The 16,390-nt window shown below is 69.8% G+C and carries 18 protein-coding genes and 1 pseudogene; 10 read left to right on the top strand and 9 right to left on the bottom strand.

The features are described 5' to 3' along the window. The first annotated feature begins 66 nt into the window (after positions 1 to 66). A complete protein-coding gene (locus ACXC9Q_RS07040) occupies positions 67 to 1,950 on the top strand; it encodes a S9 family peptidase (protein ID WP_457055647.1) in 1,884 nt (627 codons plus the stop codon). Here ACXC9Q_RS07040 and ACXC9Q_RS07035 read toward each other — a convergent pair whose 3' ends face one another. Together ACXC9Q_RS07035 and ACXC9Q_RS07030 are read right to left on the bottom strand one after the other, a co-directional pair. Beyond that, positions 1,951 to 3,567: a PucR family transcriptional regulator gene (locus tag ACXC9Q_RS07035; protein WP_457055646.1), complete on the bottom strand. Its 1,617-nt coding sequence runs from the start codon at positions 3,565 to 3,567 to the stop codon at positions 1,951 to 1,953. 19 nt (positions 3,568 to 3,586) lie between these two features. Then, entirely contained in the window at positions 3,587 to 4,432 is an 846-nt protein-coding gene (locus ACXC9Q_RS07030; protein ID WP_457055645.1) for a M55 family metallopeptidase, read from the bottom strand. A gap of 149 nt (positions 4,433 to 4,581) precedes the next feature. Here ACXC9Q_RS07030 and ACXC9Q_RS07025 point away from each other — a divergent pair, with 149 nt between their 5' ends. Both ACXC9Q_RS07025 and ACXC9Q_RS07020 read left to right on the top strand, forming a co-directional pair. After that, a complete protein-coding gene (locus tag ACXC9Q_RS07025; RefSeq protein WP_457055644.1) occupies positions 4,582 to 4,722 on the top strand; it encodes a hypothetical protein in 141 nt (46 codons plus the stop codon). Further along, positions 4,719 to 5,666: a P1 family peptidase gene (locus ACXC9Q_RS07020; RefSeq protein ID WP_457055643.1), complete on the top strand. Its 948-nt coding sequence runs from the start codon at positions 4,719 to 4,721 to the stop codon at positions 5,664 to 5,666. Before ACXC9Q_RS07025 ends, ACXC9Q_RS07020 begins: the two co-directional genes overlap by 4 nt. 6 nt (positions 5,667 to 5,672) lie before the next feature. Here ACXC9Q_RS07020 and ACXC9Q_RS07015 read toward each other — a convergent pair whose 3' ends face one another. Together ACXC9Q_RS07015 and ACXC9Q_RS07010 are read right to left on the bottom strand one after the other, a co-directional pair. Next, positions 5,673 to 6,362, bottom strand: coding sequence for an alpha/beta fold hydrolase (locus tag ACXC9Q_RS07015; RefSeq protein WP_457055642.1), 690 nt, complete (start codon positions 6,360 to 6,362; stop codon positions 5,673 to 5,675). A gap of 12 nt (positions 6,363 to 6,374) precedes the next feature. Further along, positions 6,375 to 6,812 carry a RidA family protein gene (locus tag ACXC9Q_RS07010; RefSeq protein ID WP_457055641.1) on the bottom strand — a complete coding sequence of 146 codons (438 nt, stop codon included), beginning with the start codon at positions 6,810 to 6,812 and terminating at the stop codon, positions 6,375 to 6,377. Positions 6,813 to 6,904: 92 nt separating this feature from the next. Here ACXC9Q_RS07010 and ACXC9Q_RS07005 point away from each other — a divergent pair, with 92 nt between their 5' ends. Then, positions 6,905 to 8,041, top strand: a complete 1,137-nt coding sequence (locus ACXC9Q_RS07005) for an alanine racemase (protein WP_457055640.1) — start codon at positions 6,905 to 6,907, stop codon at positions 8,039 to 8,041. Here the strand turns inward: ACXC9Q_RS07005 and ACXC9Q_RS07000 are convergent. From ACXC9Q_RS07000 to ACXC9Q_RS06990, 3 genes and pseudogenes are all read right to left on the bottom strand, one after another. Continuing rightward, entirely contained in the window at positions 8,038 to 8,694 is a 657-nt protein-coding gene (locus ACXC9Q_RS07000; RefSeq protein WP_457055639.1) for a helix-turn-helix transcriptional regulator, read from the bottom strand. The genes ACXC9Q_RS07005 and ACXC9Q_RS07000 overlap by 4 nt on opposite strands. Before the next feature lie 57 nt (positions 8,695 to 8,751). Continuing rightward, positions 8,752 to 9,315: a transketolase-like TK C-terminal-containing protein gene (locus tag ACXC9Q_RS06995; RefSeq protein WP_457055638.1), complete on the bottom strand. Its 564-nt coding sequence runs from the start codon at positions 9,313 to 9,315 to the stop codon at positions 8,752 to 8,754. A 1,151-nt stretch (positions 9,316 to 10,466) separates the two neighbouring features. After that, positions 10,467 to 10,904, bottom strand: a pseudogene (locus tag ACXC9Q_RS06990) (pyruvate dehydrogenase); the annotation flags it as partial. 315 nt (positions 10,905 to 11,219) lie between these two features. Between ACXC9Q_RS06990 and ACXC9Q_RS06985 the strand changes: the two are divergent. Continuing rightward, the gene (locus ACXC9Q_RS06985) at positions 11,220 to 11,687 is read left to right on the top strand and encodes an Lrp/AsnC family transcriptional regulator (protein ID WP_457055637.1); all 468 of its coding nucleotides are present in this window, start codon (positions 11,220 to 11,222) and stop codon (positions 11,685 to 11,687) included. A 9-nt stretch (positions 11,688 to 11,696) separates the two neighbouring features. Here ACXC9Q_RS06985 and ACXC9Q_RS06980 read toward each other — a convergent pair whose 3' ends face one another. Together ACXC9Q_RS06980 and ACXC9Q_RS06975 are read right to left on the bottom strand one after the other, a co-directional pair. Continuing rightward, entirely contained in the window at positions 11,697 to 12,227 is a 531-nt protein-coding gene (locus tag ACXC9Q_RS06980; protein WP_457055636.1) for a YbaK/EbsC family protein, read from the bottom strand. Continuing rightward, positions 12,224 to 12,535 (bottom strand): GNAT family N-acetyltransferase, encoded by a 312-nt coding sequence (locus ACXC9Q_RS06975; RefSeq protein ID WP_457055635.1) that lies wholly within the window; start codon positions 12,533 to 12,535, stop codon positions 12,224 to 12,226. The genes ACXC9Q_RS06980 and ACXC9Q_RS06975 overlap by 4 nt, the downstream gene beginning before the upstream one ends. A 150-nt stretch (positions 12,536 to 12,685) precedes the next feature. Here ACXC9Q_RS06975 and ACXC9Q_RS06970 point away from each other — a divergent pair, with 150 nt between their 5' ends. From ACXC9Q_RS06970 to ACXC9Q_RS06950, 5 genes are read left to right on the top strand one after another with little or no spacing between them, the layout of a single operon-like run. Continuing rightward, the gene (locus tag ACXC9Q_RS06970) at positions 12,686 to 12,886 is read left to right on the top strand and encodes a hypothetical protein (protein WP_457055634.1); all 201 of its coding nucleotides are present in this window, start codon (positions 12,686 to 12,688) and stop codon (positions 12,884 to 12,886) included. Continuing rightward, positions 12,883 to 13,542 carry an MFS transporter gene (locus ACXC9Q_RS06965; protein WP_457055633.1) on the top strand — a complete coding sequence of 220 codons (660 nt, stop codon included), beginning with the start codon at positions 12,883 to 12,885 and terminating at the stop codon, positions 13,540 to 13,542. The genes ACXC9Q_RS06970 and ACXC9Q_RS06965 overlap by 4 nt, the downstream gene beginning before the upstream one ends. 9 nt (positions 13,543 to 13,551) lie before the next feature. Next, on the top strand, positions 13,552 to 15,012 hold the full coding sequence (locus tag ACXC9Q_RS06960) for a cobyric acid synthase (RefSeq protein WP_457055632.1): 1,461 nt from the start codon (positions 13,552 to 13,554) through the stop codon (positions 15,010 to 15,012). A gap of 22 nt (positions 15,013 to 15,034) precedes the next feature. After that, positions 15,035 to 15,595 (top strand): DinB family protein, encoded by a 561-nt coding sequence (locus tag ACXC9Q_RS06955; protein WP_457055631.1) that lies wholly within the window; start codon positions 15,035 to 15,037, stop codon positions 15,593 to 15,595. After that, positions 15,592 to 16,347 carry an SDR family oxidoreductase gene (locus ACXC9Q_RS06950; RefSeq protein WP_457055630.1) on the top strand — a complete coding sequence of 252 codons (756 nt, stop codon included), beginning with the start codon at positions 15,592 to 15,594 and terminating at the stop codon, positions 16,345 to 16,347. Before ACXC9Q_RS06955 ends, ACXC9Q_RS06950 begins: the two co-directional genes overlap by 4 nt. Positions 16,348 to 16,390: the final 43 nt, after the last annotated feature.

Genomic DNA, 16,390 nt, shown 5'->3' with positions numbered 1-16,390 from the left:
CCGCGGCGTGGATCGTCGGCTGAATCCACCATCCGCAGCCCGGCTCGGCGGCCTAGCGTAGTGGTTGTGACGACATCACTGACTCCCGAGCTCATCTGCGACCTGTTGGTGCCCGAGGACGTCGCCATCTCGCGTGACGGCCACCGGGTCGCCTGGCGTGCGGCGCCGAACGGTGTCGACGACCCCAACCCGCGGGGCGGCATCTGGACCTCTGTGACCGGATCGGGTCGCGCGGAGCAATGGACGCACGGCCCCGACGACTGCTGCCCGCGCTGGTCACCCGACGGTACGGCGCTGGCCTTCCTGTCCGATCGGGCCGACCGGGGTGTCCGGTCGGTATACGTCCTGGAGACCGGTCGCGGCGAGGCCCGCGCCCTGTATGCGCTGCGCACCTCGGTGGTCAGCCTGGCGTGGTCACCGCTGGGAGATCGGCTCGCCGTACTGGTGCCGACGCCGGTGCACTTCACCGGTGGTGCGGTCGACGACGAGCAGGTGTTCGGCGAGGACTGGCGGCCGGGCGTCGTCCACGTCGTCGAGGTGGCGACCGGTGTCGGACGGGCCGTCACGGCAGTGGACCGGCACGTGACCGAGCTCGCCTGGTCACCGGACGGTGCACGGATCGCGGTCGTCGCTCAGCCCGATGTCGAGCCCGAGTCCGGTCTCCTGGCCGAGGTCGAGGTGGTCGACGTCGTCACCGGCACCCGGACGGTCGTCTGCTCGGCGCCGTGGGCCGATCACCTCGGCTGGCTGGAGCGCGACGACAGTCTCGTCTTCAAGGCGCCGCTCGACCCGCAACCGTTGTCAGCGGCAACCTTTTGGACGGTGTCCGCGACCGAGGACGCGAAACCGGTCGCCGCCGGTCCGGGGCCTGACGACACCATCTGCGTCATCGCCGTCCGTACGGCGCAGCCGGACACCGCTGTGGTGACGCTCGCCGATGGTCTGGAGACGATCGTCCGCGCGTACCCGGTCGGTGCCGAGTCGCACGACCTGGCGCGGCTGGACGGCGACATCAAGGCGTTCGACGTCGCGGACACCCATCAGCTGGGTGCGGCGATGCAGGCGCCGGGCGGCCTGATCGAGCTGTGGTCCGGCCGCCCGGACGAGCTGGTCCGATGTTCGTCGTACGGCGAGGCGCTGGCCGGTGTGGAGCTCGCCGAGGTCGGGTCGTTCGTGGCCCGCAGCGCCGACGGGCTGGAGATCGACGTCATCAGCATCGCGCCGCCGGCCCGGTTCGGTCCGGGTCCGCATCCGACCGTCGTCCTGCCGCACGGCGGCCCGTACGGCCGGTCCAATCTCGGCCTGCACTGCGCGCCGCTGGACTGGGGGCAGTTGATGGCGACGGCAGGAATCCATGTCCTGATGCCGAACTACCGCGGCGGCAACGGAAAGGGGTACCGGTTCGCGGTCGCGGCCCGTGCGGACATGGGCGGCGCGGAGTGGAAGGACGTCGAGGCGGCCGTCGACCGGGCGATCGAACTCGGCCTCGCCGACCCGGACCGGTTGGGAATCGGTGGGTGGAGCCAAGGCGGGTTCCTCGCCGCGTGGGGCGTCACCCAGACGGATCGCTACCAAGCGTCGATCGTCGGTGCGGGAGTGACCGATTGGCGGTCGCTGGTTCTGACGACCGACAAGCCGCTGTTCGAGGGAACACTGGCCGGCAGCATCCCGTGGGAACCGGCGACCGGTGACGCAGCCGGCGCCGTCGACCGGTCACCGGTCACGTTCGCCGAGCGGGTGACCACGCCGGTGCTGATCCTGCAAGGCGAACGCGACGTACGCATCCCGCTGAGCCAGGCGACGGGCTACAACCGCGCGTTGCGGGCAGCCGGTGCCGAGGTGACGCTGGTCGTGTACCCGCGGGAGCCGCACGTGATCCGGGAGCGCACCCATCAGATCGACGTCATGCGGCGAGCGCTGGCGTTCTTCCGCAGGCACCTGGTGGATTGATCATCCGGTCCGGAGCCGCAGCTGCAGCATCAGCTCGAAGCGGGTTCCGGAGTCCTCGAGGTCGATCCCGCCGACGCGGGCCACGCTCTGCATCCGGTACCGCAGCGTGTTCGGGTGGATGGACAGCCGCCGCGCGGCCCGGCCGACGTTGCCGAAGCAGTCCAGGTAGGCGTCGAGGGCATCGAGAAGGCCGGTGCTGTGGACGGCGTCGTGCTCGCGGAGGGCCTCGATCATCGCGGCCGGCGGGAGGGACTCGGCGGCAAGGTGGCGCCGCATCCGGCGCAGCAGCATCCGGCCCTGGAAGTCCGCGATCGTCGCCACCCGCTGGTCGTTCGGTTCGTTGCACAAGACATCGAGGACGCCGTCGGCATCGGCGCGCGACAGCGGGATCTCGTCGAGGGTGCGGGCCAGCCGGCCGACCGCGAGGACGATGTCGCCGTTGGGGCAGGCACGGGTCACGTGGGCGCGGGCCGCGGCCTCGGCCCGGCTGGTGTCGCGAGCCGACGACGGCAGCGGAAAGGCGGCGTACACGGTGTTGTCGGACAGGACCACCGAGACCTTCGGATTGGTCGAGGACAACTGCAGGGCGAGCGACTGCCGCAGTTTGTGCAGCGTGGCCGTCCGCTCGGCGCGCGTGTCGGCTCGCTCCTGGCCACCTGCCTCCGGTTGGCCGACGGCGCGCGCACCGATGATGCACACGACGCGCCGGTCCAGGTCCAGACCGCGAGCGGCCTCTGCCGCGGCGGCACCGCCGTCCAGGACCGCGAGCAGCAACTGCTCGCGGCGGCGCAGCTCGGGATCGATCTCGTGGCGGCGCCGGAGCAGCAGCAGGGCGGCGGAGTTCGCCGCGTTCTGGAAGGCGAGCAGTTGCTCGGCCGTCGGTTCGGTCGCGACCGCGGCCCACATCGAGCCGAGCGCCTCGGTGCCGGCCGTGATACCAACCGCGAGCCGGGCCAGTATTCCGTCCGAGGACGAGATCAGTACCGGTTCCCGGGCGCGGTAGATCCGGCCGTAGACGCCGTTCGCGCGGTACTCCTGCTGCCATCGCTCCGGAACCCGCAGCGACAGGATCGATGCCGTCCGGGCCGGGTCGACGTCCTCCTGGCCCGGGGAGAAGGCCACCACGGTCGACGAGAGGTCCTCGATCGTCACCGGCGCACCGAGGATCGAACTGACGGTGGTCGCGAACCGGAACAGATCGGCGGTAGTGGTTCCGAAGCTGTCGGTCCATCCGGCCGGCTCTGCGGCTTCGAGGAACTGCCAGGCCGCACCGGCCAGCTGCGACCAGTTGATGGCCCCGGTCGAGCGCAGCAGGGTCACGCCGTACCGCTCGGCCTTCTCGACGCAGCGCCGGTCGACCTCCGGTTTCTCGGCCAGAACCAGCGCCGCGAGGCCGTCCGGGCCGAGCACCTCGAGGAGCTCGGCCACGTGCTCGGTGCTGTCCACATCGCAGCCCAGCAGCACACCGTCCCGCACTTCGGTGCCGTCCAGCGCCCGGGCGCCGATGAGTACCTGCCGGACGCCGGTCATCCCGCCATTGGCGAGGTGTACGACGTCCACCACGGTGCTGCCCAGACGGTCCAGCAACGACTCCACGGTGCGATCGGTGGCGAACATGGTCATCCTCCCAGTGCGCTCAACGGCGCTGTATCAGGCCGATCCGCTCGCGGGCGGCCACGCCGGCGAGCAGGGACCAGATGACGATCAGCCCGAGCAACTGGGCCGGTGTGTCCACGGTCTGCCGGACCGCCAGCTCGGACACCCGCACCGAGCCCGGCAGTTGCGCCGCCAGCTCGGCGGCGGTCGGCATCGACATCTCCACCTCGGCCTCGAGCCGTGCCGGGACCGATGCCAGCGGCAACGACTGGACCGACTGCACGGCGCGTGCCGCGGCGCTGCGGATCGCGGTGGCGGCCGCGACCGGATGCACGCTGTCGATGGCGCTCCATCCCTCGGCCTCCTTGACGCAGACTGTGACCGCTTCGGGCAGGCTGGTCGCGGTCGCCTTGCACAGATCCTTGTCGCCGGTAACCAGGCCGATCGGCACTCCCTGGGACGCGGCGTAGAGCGCGTTGACGTCGGCCTCGGAGACCGCGGCGCCGTTCAGCCGGAGCCGCAGGAAGTGCGAGGAGAAGCTGTGCGCGAGAACGCCGGGGGAGCCGGCGGCCGCGTGGTAGCCGACGAAGAACGCGACGTCGAAGTCCGGCGTCAGGCCCTGCGCCATGCACTGCGCCTTCGGCGCCCCGAACACCAGCCGCGCCCGCGGGTCGAGCTGGTCGGGGAGCAGGTTGTCCATCGTGCCGTGGCTGTCGTTCACGACGACGCTGGTGGCACCGCCTTCGAACGCGCCCTCGATCGCCGCGTTGACCTCGGCGGTCATCAGCTGCTGGGCCCGCGAATACCCGAGGGCGCCGCGCACCACCTGGTCGAGGTTGGCGACGCCGGCGATTCCTTCGAGATCCGCAGAGATGTAGACGCGCATGATGAATCCAAATCTTCACTCGTGCTGATGAGAATATAGTTTTACTAAATCCGCTGTCCAGTGGAACCGGCGAAAACTCCAACCGGCCGCCGTGATCCCGGTGGAAACGACAACCCCGACGGTCGGCGGCGTTGTTAGCGTCGGGCGTCGTGGAATCCCTGGTCGGACCTGAAGAGCGTGAGCAGACGGATCGGCTCGAGCGCGCCCGGTGGCTGGTGCGAACCGACATTCCCCGGCTGCGCGCCGGCGGTCTCGAAGCGGCCGAGCGGATCGCGAGTTCGGACCGATGACCCGGGCGGCGCAGTGGGAGCCAGGCCCCGACGACGCGATCACCGATGTTCCCGGCGTCCACGTCGGACACGTGACGCTGGACGACGGGGCGGACATCCACACCGGCGTGACCGCGATCGTCCCGGCGGGTATCGGCCCCGGCTCGCCGCTGCCGGCGGGGTTCTTCAGTGGTAACGGTCGTGGCAAGTTCATCGGATCCACCCAGGTGCAGGAGCTCGGCGAGATCGAGTCACCGATCGTCCTGACCGGCACGCTGTCCGCCTTCCGGGCCGCCGACGCGCTGGTGTCCTGGATGCTCGCGGATCCGCGGCATCACGACGTACTGTCGTTCAATCCGGTGGTGGGGGAGTGTAACGACGGCCGGCTGTCGGACATCCGCGCCCGGCCCGTGACCGAGGCCCACGTCCTGCGCGCGATCGCGGACGCCAGGCCGGGGCCGGTCGATCAGGGCAGTATCGGCGCCGGCACCGGAATGGTTGCCCTTGGCTACAAAGCGGGGATCGGTACGTCGGCACGCACCGGCGAGCTGGGTGGCCGCCCGTGCACGGTCGGCGTTCTCGCGCTGGCGAACTTCGGCGGCAGGTTGCGGCTGAACGATTGCGAGCCCACCGCCGAGGGCTTGGATGATCGCCGCGACAACGGCTCGTGTGTGCTGGTGGTGGCCACCGACGCGCCCCTCGACGCGCGGCAACTGACCCGGGTCGCCCGCCGGGCCGTGTTCGGGATGGCGAGAGTGGGTAGTGCCTACGGCCACGAGAGCGGCGACTATGCGATCGCGTTTACCGTCTCGACCGACGGCGACGTACCTGATGCCGAGTTGTCTGCGCTCTTCGAGGCGACCCTGGACGCGACCGAGGGCGCCCTGATCGGCTCGCTGCTGGCGGCGCGCCCGATGACGGGTCGGGGCAACTCCGTTCCGGCGCTCCGGCTCCGGGGGCAGTGAGCGCCGTCAGTGCGGGTCGCCCAGGATCTCGTCGAGAACGGCCTCGAAGGCCTCCGGGCACTCGGTGTGCAGGTCATGGCCACCGGACAGCTCGATGAGGTTGCCATCGGCAAATACCTCGACCATCCGCCGGACACTGCCGGCGCCGATGTGGCTCTCGGTGCCACGGATCACGGTCACCGGGCAAGCGATCCCGGCTACCTGGTCCCACCAGAGCGGGTCGGGACGGTTGCGCTGCCGGCTGAAGGGCGCCTGGATGTTCCAGTCGTAGTCGAGCTCGCCGTCGGGGCGGGCGCCCTCGTCGCGCGGCGGCGACGCGGGCAGCGGTGGCGGCGCCTCCTCGAGGATCAGCCGCTCGACCTGCTCGGGGCAGCGGGCCGCGAACAGGAGCGCGACGAGACCACCCATCGAGTGACCAAGCACGGTGGCCCGCGGAATGCCGAGCGCCTGCAGGAACCGGGACACGTCGATGACGATGTCGGGCAGCTCGTACGACGAGGTCCACGTGCTCCGTCCGTGACCGCGCAGATCGAGCGCGACCACCCGGAACCGGTCCTGGTAGCGCGCGACGACGCGCTCCCAGGTGGCCGACGACGCGCCGAGACCGTGGATCAGCAGCAGGACCGGCAGGCCGGACGTCCCCGGGTCGCGATAACCGAGGCTCACACCGTCGAGGTCGACGTTGCGATAGGTCATGGGTTCGCGTCCTCAGTCGATCGCGAGCACGGCTTCGACCTCGACCGGCGAGTCCATCGGCAGACGCGGTACGCCGACGGCCGAGCGCGCGTGGCTGCCGGTCTCCTCGCCGAGGAACTCGAGGAACGTGTCCGAGGCGCCGTTCGCGACCAGGTGATGGTCGGTGAATCCGTCGCCACCCGACACAAACACGGTCAGCTTGAGCACCGCGGTGATCCGGTCGAGGGATCCCGTCTCGGCAACCGCGGCCGCGAGGACGTTGAGGGCGCACTGCCGTGCACACCACACGCCCTCTTCGAGCGTGAGTTCGGCGCCGACGCGGCCGCGGTGCGGAAAGGCACCGTCCACCACCGCGACCTGTCCGGAGATGTAGAGCAGTCCGTCGTGTGACCGCAGGGGCCGGTACTGCGCGAACGGCTGCACGGGCGCGGGCAGCGAGGACTCGGTCATCACGACCTTCCTTTCGGTGGGTGTCCGGCTCCGATGTTAGACTAAATGTCCACGGTTTAGAAGAAATGTCCAGTCGACGAGAGGTGTGATCGGTGAGCGATTCCAGATTCGACCGGGTCTCCGCAGCGGCCGACGTCGTACCGCACACGATCCGCACGCCGGCTGTGGTGCTGGACGAGGCTGCCGTCGAGCACAACATCGCTACCGTGATCCAGCTGATCGGCGGGGCCGAACGCTGGCGACCGCATGTCAAGACGGCGCGGACGCGCTGGACGGTCGACCGTCTCCGGGCCGTTGGAGTCGGTCGGTTCAAGGTGTCGACGTTCGGTGAGTTGTCCGCCCTGCTGGCCTTCGGAGTACCCGATGTCTTGCTGGCGCAGCCGGTGACCGAGGCGAGCCGGCCGATCGTGGCCGCGATGGCGGCGAGATTCCCCGGCACGGCGGTGAGTGTGCTGGCCGAGGACGCGAAGGCGGCGTCCGGCTGGGAGCAGCCCGTCGACGTCTCCGTCGATCTCGATCCAGGTCTGGGGCGGACCGGTGTATCGCTGGACGACGTGGCCGCGGCGGTCGGCGTCGCCGATGCGTTCGTGGCGGCCGGGCATCGGCTGGCCGGTCTGCACGTGTACGACGGTCATCTGGCCGATCACGATCCGGTGGCCAAACGGGAGGCGGTGTCCCGTGAGTTGGCACAGGTCTCGGCGGTCGTGGACGCGTTGCGGGCGGCAGGTCACGAGGTCGGTGAGGTCGTCGTGGGCGGCACGCACACCTTCGTGGAGCATGCGCAGCAGCGAACCAGCGTCGCCTGGAGTGAGGTGATGACGTTCGGCGCGGGCACGGTCGTCTACAACGATCAACGCAGCCTCGAGCGGTTCTCCGCCCAGGGGGAGGGCGCGGATCTCATCGCGGCCGCCGCTGTCGTCGCGCGAGTGATCAGCAAGCGGTCCGGCGGGCTGACGGTCGACGCCGGCCTCACCGCGATCCAGGTCGACGCCGGCGTACCGCATGCCGTCGTGGTCAGCGATCCGGAGCTGCACGTCGGACGTCCGTCGCAGGAGCACCTGTTTCTGGACGGAAACGGCATCCTTCTCGAGCCCGGCAGTCTGGTCGTGCTGGTGCCACGCCACATCGACACCGCGCTCGTCCAGTTCGACCGCCTGCACCGGATCGCGGCCGACGGGCGCATCACCGTCGAGCCTGTCGTCGCACCTCGCGCGGACGACCCGAACTAGGCCTGCTCGTCCTCGCGGGCCTGGGACAAGTACTTGTACGCCGACGCCCGGGACACCCCGAGGCGTTGCGCCACCGCAGTCGTTGCCTTCCGCAACTGAAACACCCCGCGCGCGTCCAGCAGCCGGAACAGCTCCAGCCGGTCCGCGGCGGACAAGCCGCGCAACGGCCGGCCGAGCGTCTGCTCGGCCTCGTTCAGCGCGGAGTCGATGATCGCATCGGGGTCGCTGCTGAACGTCGGCAGCGCGTCCTCGGCCGTCTGCTGCCCGAGCATCCGGGAGATCGCCTGTCCGGCCGACCGCAGCGCGGTCACGTCGACGTTGATGCACAACGCGCCGAAGACATGACCGCCGGGATCGCGCAGCAAGATCGTGGACGACTTGATCTGGCGGCCGTCCGGGAGCCGGGCGAAGTAGTTCAGGTCATCCTCCGCCGCGTCCCCCCGGCGGAGCATCCGCAGCCCGATCTCGCTCATCGCCGACGCCGGCTCGCGGCCGGTGACCCCACCGGCCACCGCTACGACGGACGACTCGGGCGTGCGGTAGTCGTGCAGGACGGCCTCGCAGTCGGGTCCGAAGGTGGCCTGGATGCCGTGCACGACCGGCACCATCGCGGCCAGGATCTGGTCCCGGACGTCATCCGTCGGGTGGTCCACTGCGATCCCTTCGACGTACCGGTCCTGTCTGTGGGCACCACAGTAGGGCGTACGGCGTCACCGACCGAGCAGGCTCAGTGCGGCGTCGACGACGGACCCGGCGTCGATGCCGTGGATCCGGTACGCGTCGGCCAGGTCGCTCGACTGCCCGAACTCGGTGACCCCGAGGTTCATCGTCCGGTCGCCCCGGACGCCGGCCAGGAAGGACAAGGTGTGCGGGTGGCCGTCCAGCACGGTCACGAGCGGCACCGGATGCGTGGACGGAAACAGGACGGAGGCGATGTCGCCGGCCGGCTCGGCGTACGTGCGACCGCGGGCCTGCACCGACCGATAGACGAGGTCCGGACTGGTCAGGCAGACGACGCCGGCCACGATGCCCAGCTCGTGCAGCACTCGCTCGGCCGCGACGACCTCCGGCATGATCGCGCCGGCGGCGACGAGGGTGACCTGCTCGGAGCCCGGATCGTGATCGGTGAGACGGTAGCCGCCGGCAACGGCCTGCCGCCGGCGCCGCTCGCGCAGAACCGGGTCCTCGGGGACCCGCGCGAGTTCCTGCGACAGTGGCCGGGTGGACAGCCGGAAGTACGCCGAGGTGCCGCCGGGCACACCGACCGAGTGCATCGCGGCGAGCAGGCACCACTCCAGGTCCTGGGTGAAGGCGGGCTCCCAGGCGACGCACCCTGGCTGCTCCAGGCCGATCGACGGCGTGGTGACGGACTGGTGCGCACCACCCTCGGGGGCCGCGTCACACCGGACGGCGTACCGACGAGGATGCCCTGGCCGCCCGCGTAGATGCCGTACGACCAGGGCTCGAGCGCCCTTGCCACGAACGGGTCGTACAGCGTTGCGATCGGGATCAGACGCTGACCCCAGCGGGACCACGTTGCGCCGAGTTCGCCGAGCAGGCCGACAAGATTGACTTCCGCGATCCCGAGCTCGATGTGCTGCCCACTGGTCACCTCGGACCAGCGCAACGTCCGGTCCGCGTCGTCACGGAACCAGTCCGGCCGGTCCTCGACCGACCACACGCCGGTCTTGTTGATCCAGCCGCCGAGATTCGTCGAGGACGCCACGTCGGGACTGCAGGTGACCACCCGGCCGGCGACCTCCGGAGCGACGCGATGGAGCTCGTTGAGGAACCGGCCGAGCGCCGCCTGGGTCGAGATCGCTGCGCGATGCGGGCGGTTGAGCGACTCGGGGATGGCGAGCGCCGACTGACCCGGACCGTCGGTACGGCGCAGGGCCGCCGCGCGGCCGGCGCAGCACAGTCCGGCCTGGCTGTCCGGATCGAAGGCCGCCCACGGGTCGTCGAGGTCCGCCCCGACGGCGTCCGCGAGTTGCCGGAGCTGTGTGTCGGACAGCAGCGCCGAATGGTTGCCGGGATGCGCCTCGATCGGCAGGCCGCGACCCTTCACGGTGTACGCGAAGATCACCGCCGGTCGGTCCGCGTCGATGGTCCGGTAGGTGTCCAGGAGCAGGCCGATGTCATGGCCGCCGAGATCACGGATCGCGTCGGCGAGCTCGGCCGATGTCAGCGAGTCCAGCAGCGCCGCGAGCCGGGGAGTGCCGGCCGGGCCGAGCAAACGATGGGCCAGCTCGGACGCGTCGGCGCGGAGCAGCCGCTGGTATTCCTCGTTCGGCATCCCTTCCAGCCGGCGACGAAGCTCGTCGCCGCCGGCCCGCTCGAACAGCGCACCGATGGTGCGTCCCCAGGTCAGGGTGATGACCTGCCAGCCGGCCGCTGCGAACATGCCCTGCAGCCTGCCGATCTGGATGTCCGGCACCACCCGGTCGAGGGACTGCCGGTTCAGGTCGACGATCCACAGCACCTCGCCCAACCGGGCAACCATCGGGTCGGCGATGGCCTCCCAGACCGCGCCCTCGTCGAGCTCGGCGTCCCCGACCAGGCTGACGAACCGGCCGGCCGTGGGCGTCTCTGGGAGATGTGATCGCAGGTACCGGTGGGACATCGCCGCCCAGAGCGGCGCCGTCGCGCCGATGCCGACCGACCCGGTCGAGAAGTCGACGGTGTCGGGATCCTTGCGCCGGCTCGGGTACGACTGCAGACCGTCTCTGGCCCGGAGCGTCCCGAGGTACGCCGGATCGAGATCGCCGAGCAGGTAGTTGATCGCATGCAGCACGGGCGAGGCGTGGGGCTTCACCGAGACTCGGTCCGCGGCGGTGAGCTCGGCGAACCACAGCGACACCATGATGTCCACCAGGGACGCGCTGGAGGCCTGATGCCCGCCGACCTTCACGCCCTGTGGCGCAGCCGGCCGGCGGTTGGCGGCGTCCACGATCGCGGTGGACAGCCACAACACTCGATCGGCGATCTCACGCAGTACGCCGGTGTCCGGCACGGTCAGAGGTGTCGCGGTGACAGGTACGGCGGTCATGGCCAGGAGTGTCCGTGGCGGCCGCTGCGCTGCGCAACAATGACGCGTCTATCCACCACCGCAAGCGGGGAAGTCTCGCGAGAACGCTATGCGACGCACGTTCTCGTCCTCCCGATGTACTTTTGACGCATGAGCCTCGATCAGGAACTGGACGCGACGGACCGTCAGATCCTGGCACTGCTCGTGGCCGACGGGCGCCGGACGGTCCGCGACATCGCCGACCGGGTCGGCCTGTCGCCGTCCCCGGTCAAGCGGCGGATCGAGCGTCTGGAGCGAGCCGGCGTGATCCTCGGCTACAGCACCGTGGTCGACCAGGACCGGCTCGGCGAGTCGATCGAGGCGTTCGCCGAGCTCCGGTTCAACGGCAACACCGACGTCGAGTCGATCACCGCGTCGGCGCGGCGGATCCCCGAGGTGATCGAGGTGTTCACGGTGGCCGGTGACCCGGATGCCCTCGTCCACTTCCGGGTCAGCAACGTCCAGCACCTGCACCGGCTGATCGACCAGCTGCGGCGCGACCGCAACGTGGTAGGCACCAAGACCCTGATGGTGCTCGACTCCTGGCGTCGCGGTCAGTCGCCACGATCGCCCGGCTGACGTCCGGTCTCAGTGCTGGGCCAGGTCCAGCACTGTTGCCGTTGGCAACTTCGCCAGCTCGGCGCCGTCGAGCAGCAGCTTGGAACCGCGGATGCCGCTGCCGATCACCACCGGACCGGCCTGCGCGACCGCCTTGTCCACCAGGACCGGCCAGTCCGCGGGCAGTCCGATCGGCGTGATTCCGCCGTACTCCATGTTGGTCGAGGCGACCGCGTCGTCCTGCGCGGCGAAGGAGATCTTCCGCACCCCGAGGTGCTTGCGGATCACGCCGTTCACGTCGGCCCGGTCGGTGGCCAGCACCAGGACGGCGGCGTACGTCGCCTCACCGGCCCGCTTGCCGAGCACGATCACGCAGTTCGCCGACGCGGCCATCGGTACGTCGTACTCCGCGCAGAAGGCGGCGGTGTCGGCCAGACCGGGGTCGATCGCGGCGGCGTACGCCGGAATCTCGCCGAGCGCCGCACGCACCGGCGCGGCGAGCAACCCCGGTACGTCGGCGGTCGGCTGCCACTCGACCTTGCCCAGCACAGGTGCGGTCACTGCGCCGCCTCCTCGCCGGGGTGCTTGACCAGGTCGGCGTACTCGGGGTGCTGCTCGAGATAGTCCTGGTAGAACGGGCAGGCCGGCTTGACCCGCAGGCCGAGGGCGCGGGCGTCGTCGAGCGACTTCGTCGCGATCCGGCCGGCCACGCCGCGGCCGCGGAAGTCGGGCAGGGTCTCGGCGTGCAGGAAGCTGATCACACCCGGGTGCAGCCGGTAATCGACGAAGCCCATCAGGCTGCCGTCGGTGTCCAGCGCCTCGTACCGGCTGCGCTCCTTGGCGTCGACCACCTTCATCTCGTTCTCCATGCCGCAACTCTAGCCATTCTCACTCTGGGTTTGAGATTCGTGACTCCCGGGGTGCGGGGTCGAAGGACCGAGCCGCGGAAGGAGCAGGGATGAGCGAGCACGCGTTGGAAGAAGGCCGGGCGATACCGAGTCTTGTGCCCGCGCTGGCTGATGACCCACGGCCGGATCGAGGAGGCCGAGCGCACCGTCGACGACATCGAGGCAACGGTCCGGCGCCAGGGCGGCGAGCTGCGTGAGGTGACCGACGACGAGGCGATCAACCTGGTCGACTACCCGCCGGTGACGTACCGCGAGATCGCCCGCGTGATGCTGCGCGACTACGTCGCCGATCCTTCCTCGGCTTCTCGATGATGGTCACCCAGGCGTTCCTCTGCAACGCGATCTTCTTCACCTACGCGCTCGTGCTGAAGTCGTACTTCGGGCTGAACGACTCCAGCATCGCGCTGTACTTCTTCCCGTTCGCGATCGGCAACCTGGCCGGACCGCTGCTGCTCGGCCACTTCTTCGACACCATCGGCCGGCGGAAGATGATCCTCGGCACGTACTCGGTCGCGGCCGTGGTGCTGTTCATCACCGCGCTGCTGTTCAACTCCGGCGTGCTGAGCGCCGCGACGCTGACCGGGTTGTGGTGCGTGGTGTTCTTCTTCGCCTCGGCCGGCGCGTCGTCGGCGTACCTGACGGTGAGTGAGATCTTCCCGATCGAGCTGCGCGGGCAGGCGATCTCGTTCTTCTTCGCGATCTCGCAGCTGGCCGGTGGTGTGATCGCGCCGTTCCTGTTCGCCTCGCTGATCGGTTCGGGCGACAACCCGGCCAGGGGCCCGCTGACCGTCGGTTACATCATCGGCGCCGTCGTCATGCTGGCCGGCGGCATCATCGCCTGGATCTTCGGCGTGGACGCGGAAGGCCAGTCCCTGGAGAACGTCGCCAAACCCCTGTCGGCGACCGGCGGCTCGGGTACCCGCTTCCAGGGCGCGAGGCCAAGACTGCCAAGCATCGACGAACCCTAAGATGACTGCGTGGGTTCACTGCTGATCGCCGGTACGACGTCCGACGCGGGCAAGACGACCGTGGTGACGGGGTTGTGCCGGTGGCTGGCCCGGCAGGGCGTCCGGGTGGCGCCGTACAAGGCGCAGAACATGTCGAACAACTCGATGGTCTGTGCCGACGGCGCCGAGATCGGCCGGGCGCAGTGGATCCAGGCCGTTGCGGCCGGCGCCGAGCCGGAGGCCGCGATGAATCCGGTCCTGCTCAAACCGGGCAGCGATCACCGCAGTCACGTCGTCCTGATGGGGGAGCCGTGGGGCGAGCTGTCGGCCCGCGGGTTCCTGACCGAGCGGGCCGAGCTCGCCAAGGCTGCCTTCGCGGCGTACGACGACCTGGCGTCGAGGTACGACGTGGTGATCAGTGAGGGCGCCGGCAGTCCGACGGAGATCAACCTGCGCCGGTCCGACTACGTGAACATGGGGCTCGCGCAGCACAGCAAGGCGCCGGTGGTCGTGGTCGGGGACATCGATCGCGGGGGAGTGTTCGCGTCGATGTTCGGCACGGTCGCGTTGCTGGACGCCGCCGACCAGGGGCTGATCAGCGGCTTCCTGGTGAACAAGTTCCGTGGCGATGTCTCGCTCCTGCAGCCCGGGATCGACATGCTCACCGCGGTCACCGGCCGCCCGACGTACGGCGTCCTCCCGTGGCTGCCCGAGCTCTGGCTGGACTCGGAGGACGCGCTGGACATCCCCGTCCGGCGAAGCTCACCCGCCGACCTGCTCACCGTGGCCGTGGTCAGGTTCCCGCGGATCAGCAACTTCACTGATCTGGACGCGCTGGCGGTCGAACCGACCAACAGCGTCTTCTTCACCACCAGCCCTGCCGAGGTCCGCGACGCGGATCTCGTCGTCCTGCCTGGCTCGCGGGCGACCGTCTCCGATCTGGAGTGGCTGCGGTCACACGGCCTGGCCGATGCCGTGGACGCCCGAGTTGCTGCCGGGCGGCCGGTGCTCGGCATCTGTGGCGGCTACCAGGCTCTCGGCGAGACGATCTCCGATCCTTATGGTGTCGAGGGTGGTGGCGAGCACGCCGGGCTCGGTTTGTTGCCCGTCGCAACGACATTCGAACCCGGGAAGACGCTGGCCCGCCCGGCGCCCACGGCGTACGAGATCCACCACGGCGTGGTCACGGTCAGCGGTGACGCCATCCCCTTCCCGGGCGGCTGCCGCTCCGGCAACACGTGGGGCACCATCTGGCACGGCCTCCTCGACGACGACGCCACCCGGCATGGGTTCCTCACCGAGATCGCGGACCTGACCGGCAAACCAGCGCCTGACGGCGACGTCTCGTTCGCTGCGCTCCGCGAGGCCCGCCTGGACCGGCTCGCCGACACCATCGACGAGTATGCCGACACCGCCGCCCTGATGAAGCTCATCGAGCAAGGCCCGAACTCGGTTCCCTTCGTTCCACCCGGTGCGCCGCGAACTGTCTGAGGCCTGGACTAGCGTCCTCCGCATGAAAGCCGAACTGCAGATGTACCTTCAGGGGACCCGTGCGCTGATGCTCACGAAGCTCGAGGGGTTGGGTGAGTATGACCGTCGCCGGCCGCTGGTGCCGTCGGGGACCAACCTGCTGGGACTGGTCAAGCACCTGATCGGGATCGAGTACGTCTACCTCGGGACGAGCGTGGGCCGCCCGGCGAAGGTGCTGCCGTGGGACGAGGACGGTTCGGTCTGGGGAGGCGCGGACATGTGGGCGTTGCCGACCGAATCCACGGACTACATCACCGACCTTTACCGCGAGGCTTGCGCCCACAGCGACCGGTCGATCGCCGAGCTCGACCTGGACACGCCGGCCGAGGTTCCACACTGGCCCGAGGGACAGCGACGTACGACGTTCGGCGCCTTGCTGGTCCGGGTTGTCGACGAGACCGCGCATCACGCCGGCCACGCGGACATCGTGCGCGAGCTGATCGACGGCCAGGGCGGCCCGGATGCGGACCTACTCGACGAGGCGGGCTGGTCGGAGTACTACACCAAGATCCAGCGGGCCGCGGAGAGCTTCCTGACCAGATGACCTCCATCCTCGTCACCGGCGGCACCGGCACCCTCGGCCGCCCGACTGTCGCCCACCTCTTGGCGACCGGCCACAACGTGCGAGTCTTCAGCCGTCGTGCCGGCCCCGATCGCGCCTCAGGCGACCAGCCCACCGGGCCGGACTGGATGACCGGTGACCTCGCCACCGGCGCGGGACTCACGGCCGCGGTGGACGGGGCTGACGTGATCGTCCACCTGGCGACGAGCCTCGGCCGGCGCGACATCCAGCACGCCCGCAACCTACTCGCCGCCATACCTGGTACGACGCACCTAGTGGTGATGTCGATCGTCGGCATCGACCAGATCCCGGTGTCGTACTACCGGCAGAAGCTCACGGTCGAGCACCTGGTCGCGGAATCCGGCGTGCCGTACTCCATCCAGCGGGCAACCCAGTTCCACAACCTGATTGACCGGATCTTCACGGCCGAGCGCTTCCTCCCGGCGTTGCTCGCCCCGGCCGTCACGCTCCAGCCCATTGCCGTCGAGGACGTCGCCGTACGCCTCGGCGAGCTGGTCATCAAGCCACCGATCGACGGCTACGCCCCCGACATCGGCGGCCCCGAGCGCCGTCCCGTCCCAGAACTCGCCCGCGCGTGGTCACACCGTCGCCGAGTACTCCCACTCCGCCTCCCGGGCAAGATCTTCCGTGCGTATGCGTCCGGTAGCGCTCTCGTCGACGGCACGCCGTACGGCCACATCACCTTCGAGGACTATCTCGGAGCCAAGTCATGAGGACCGACATCCAAACGGTCCTGATCGTCCGGAAGCTGACTTG

The sequence above is a fragment of the Kribbella sp. CWNU-51 genome, assembly GCF_054073265.1.
The sequence above is the reverse complement of the archived record's forward strand: the minus strand, read 5'-3'. Positions and strand labels throughout refer to the sequence as shown.